We start from the raw sequence: 3,369 nt of genomic DNA, 5'->3' as shown, positions 1-3,369 counted from the left end.
CACTGCGGAGAGCGTGTTGTCTGTGAGTCATCACGATGACTCACAGACATCACGCTCGCGGCGGGGTGGCGTTCGCGTCGGGGGCAGGGCGAGACGGGCGGCTCGCCCAGGGTTGGTCGGTGCGCCGGGCAGAAGTCAGCGGTGGGGGCCGGATGCGTGAACGTGCTCCCGCTGCGGAGCCGGGGCGAGACGGCCGATCAGGTCGTCGAGCTGGCTCGCCAGGTCGGCGGCGTGCGGCACTCCCAACTCGGCGAGGCTCGCGCGGACCCGCTCGTCCAGGCGGGCGTGCTCGCGGCGGCCTCGATCGCTCAGGTACGCCCGGATCCGACGGCGGTCGACCGGATCGATCCGGCGGAAGACGAGATTGCGGTCGACGAGCTGGTCGACCAGCTTCGTGAGGGTGCCCGGCGGCAGCGACGCCTCGGCGGACACCTCGCTCATCGGGTGACCCTGGCCGTCGGAGAGCAGGCAGAGCACCCGCCAGGCCTCGATGCTCAGCCCGTCGTCGGCCAGCACAGCGCCCAACCGGCGGGAGAGCAGCCGTTCGGCGCGGGTGAGCGAGCGCAGCAGGTCGGCTGGCGCCCCGGGCACGTCTGACATGAAACTCCCTGGTCCGGTGGCAGTGTCATGGTAGCGAGTCGTCCCGGCCAGTGGTGAGCGCTGGTCTTCCGTCGGGGGCCGGGCAATCATGTGCTCATGTCCGCGCCGGCACCGCCGTGGCTGACCGTCGACCGTGCCGTGGTCAGCATCGCGTTGGTCTACCCGATGCGCGGGCCGGCCGGCATGTTCGGCCCCACCTGCGAGCTCTGCGCGCAACTCGCGGTGGAGGAGATCAACCGGTGTGGTGGCGTGCTGGGCCGGGAGGTGCGGCTGGTGCCGGTCGACGGTGGCGCACCGCCGGCCGAGGTGGCTGCCGAGGTCGAGGCGTTGGTGTCGGTGGGGGCCGTGCAGGGGGTGACCGGGTGGCACATCTCCTCGGTGCGCCAGGCGTTGGCGCCCCGCGTCGCGCACCGGGTGCCGTACGTCTACACCGCACTCTACGAGGGCGGTGAGCGTACCGAAGGGGTCTTCCTGACCAGCGAGACACCGGATGCCCAGCTGTGGCCCGCGATGCGGCTGCTCGCCGGGGAGCAGGGGGTGCGTCGCTGGTTCGTGGTGGGCAACGACTACGTCTGGCCGCGTCGTACCTCGCGGGCGGCCCAGCGGTACGCGCTGCGCGGCGGCGGGCAGGTGGTGGGCCGGCACTTCCTGCCGTTGGACGCGCACGACTTCACCGAGGTGTTGCGCCGCATCGAGCACAGTGACGCGGACGCGGTGTTGATGCTGCTGGTCGGTGCCGACGCGGTGCGGTTCAACCGCGCGTTCGCCCGATCCGGCCTGGATCAGCGCTGTCTGCGGCTGAGCACCCTGATGGACGAGAACATGCTGCTGGCCAGCGGTGCCGGCGCGACCCGGAGGTTGTACAGCACGGCCGGCTTCTTCGCCGGGCTGGTGACCCCGGAGAACCTCGACTTCCACGGCGAGTTCGCCAGGCGTTTCGGGGTGGAGGCGCCACCGCTGGGCAGCCTGGGGGAGTCCTGTTACGAGGGTGTCATGCTGCTCGCCGCGCTGATCGGTCAGGCCCGCACCCTCGACGTGCGGGCCATCGAGACGGCCGCCGACACGGTCGCCTACCACGGGCCGCGTGGACGGCTGCGGCTGCGTCAGCGGCACGTGCGTCAGCGCATCTACCTGGCCGAGGCGGACGGGTTGGACTTCACAGTGCTCGCCCAACTCTGAACCGGGCGTCGGGAATCGGCCCACCAGGCCCTTGACAGCGCCACCCGATCCCGTCCTAAGATGCTTCCTGCGTGAAGTATCTGGCCGGGCGGTCAGCTGTCACCATTGTGCGCCCACCGTCGGCGGATTCTTCCGTCCATCATTATGGTGGCACTTATCTCGCGTCTTTCCCAACGGCCGACACCGTTTCCTCCCCACGGTGTCGGCCGTTTTTCGTGCGCGCCTGACGGGCCCCTCGGAAACAGTCAATTAAGGACCGGGAAACACCCGCGCAATCATGCCGGTCGACGCTTTCCCTGCCCATATCCGATCCGGTGCCCCGCACGGCGTCCACCCGTCGACCTCGGCATCGCCCACGTCAGCTCCATCGGACCGCACCGACCGTCCTTAACGTCACCTGAGTGCACCGCAGGGAGAGTAGATGTCATTATTCCGGGGCCGCCGCATCCTGGCGGGTGCCATGACAGTGGTCGCCGCGGCCGCGATGACCGCGTGCGGCAGCAAGACCACCGACGAGGGCGGCGCCACCGGCGTCAGCGCCGACGTCTCCGGCGACACCGTCAAGGTGGGCCTGCTCAACTCGCTCTCCGGCACCATGGCGATCAGCGAGGTCACCGTTCGCGACGCCATCATGCTCGCCGTCGAGGAGATCAACGCGGCCGGCGGTGTCCTCGGCAAGAAGATCCAGCCGGTCGGTGAGGACGGCGCCTCCGACTGGCCCACCTTCGCCGAGAAGGCCGAGAAGCTCATCTCCGAGGACCGGGTGGCCGCCGTCTTCGGCTGTTGGACCTCGGCCAGCCGCAAGGCGGTCAAACCGGTCTTCGAGAAGAACAAGGCGTTGCTGTTCTACCCCGTGCAGTACGAGGGTCTGGAGCAGTCGCCCTACATCTTCTACACCGGAGCGACGACCAATCAGCAGATCGTTCCGGGGCTCGACTACCTCAAGGCGCAGGGCGCGAAGTCGGTCTATCTGGTCGGCAGCGACTACGTGTTTCCCCGTACCGCGAACAAAATCATCAAGGCGTACGCGACCGCGAACGGGATGGCCGTGCTGGGCGAGGATTACGCGCCGCTGGGCTCCACCGAGTTCGGCACCATCGTCAACAAGGTCAAATCGTCCGGCGCGGACGCGGTGTTCAACACGCTCAACGGTGACAGCAATGTGGCCTTCTTCAAGGAATACAAGTCCGCGGGGCTGACCGCCGCCGCCATGCCGGTGGTGTCGGTGTCGATCGCCGAGGAAGAGGTCAAGAGCATCGGCACCCAGTATCTGGAGGGCCAACTGACGGCCTGGAACTACTACCAGACCACCCCGGGCGCGGCGAACTCGAAGTTCGTGGCCGCGTACAAGGCGAAGTACGGCGCGGACAAACCGACCAGTGACCCGATGGAGGCCGCGTACGTCGGGGTCCACCTGTGGAAGGCGATGGTCGAGAAGGCCGGCGCCTTCGACGTGGAGAAGGTCCGTTCCGCCTCGGACGGCATCACCTTCGACGCGCCGGAGGGTCTGGTCACCGTCGACGGCAAGACGCAGCACATCGCCAAGACCGCCCGGATCGGCAAGATCGGCGCGGACGGTCTGATCACCGA

General features: G+C 68.5%; 3 protein-coding genes. 2 read left to right on the top strand and 1 reads right to left on the bottom strand.

The window, feature by feature from the left end; all coding sequences use genetic code 11:
• Positions 1-135: 135 nt before the first annotated feature.
• The gene (locus KBX53_RS26955; RefSeq protein WP_210862340.1) at positions 136-600 is read right to left on the bottom strand and encodes a MarR family winged helix-turn-helix transcriptional regulator; all 465 of its coding nucleotides are present in this window, start codon (positions 598-600) and stop codon (positions 136-138) included.
• Between the two features lie 96 nt (positions 601-696).
• Between KBX53_RS26955 and KBX53_RS26950 the strand changes: the two genes are divergently transcribed.
• Together KBX53_RS26950 and urtA are read left to right on the top strand one after the other, a co-directional pair.
• Entirely contained in the window at positions 697-1,779 is a 1,083-nt protein-coding gene (locus KBX53_RS26950; protein ID WP_030335459.1) for a substrate-binding domain-containing protein, read from the top strand.
• Positions 1,780-2,200: 421 nt separating this feature from the next.
• Positions 2,201-3,369: urea ABC transporter substrate-binding protein (urtA, locus tag KBX53_RS26945; protein WP_210862339.1), on the top strand; the 1,169-nt coding region annotated here is incomplete at its 3' end.

This window comes from Micromonospora sp. M51, from assembly GCF_018070305.1.
GTDB classification, from domain to species: domain Bacteria; phylum Actinomycetota; class Actinomycetes; order Mycobacteriales; family Micromonosporaceae; genus Micromonospora; species Micromonospora parva.
The sequence above is the reverse complement of the archived record's forward strand: the minus strand, read 5'-3'. Positions and strand labels throughout refer to the sequence as shown.

What these genes read in the sequence shown, in the direction of transcription:
- KBX53_RS26950 (WP_030335459.1), top strand. Translation starts at nt 697, where the DNA reads ATGTCCGCGCCGGCACCGCCGTGGCTGACCGTCGACCGTGCCGTGGTC.
- KBX53_RS26955 (WP_210862340.1), bottom strand. Translation starts at nt 600, where the DNA reads ATGTCAGACGTGCCCGGGGCGCCAGCCGACCTGCTGCGCTCGCTCACC.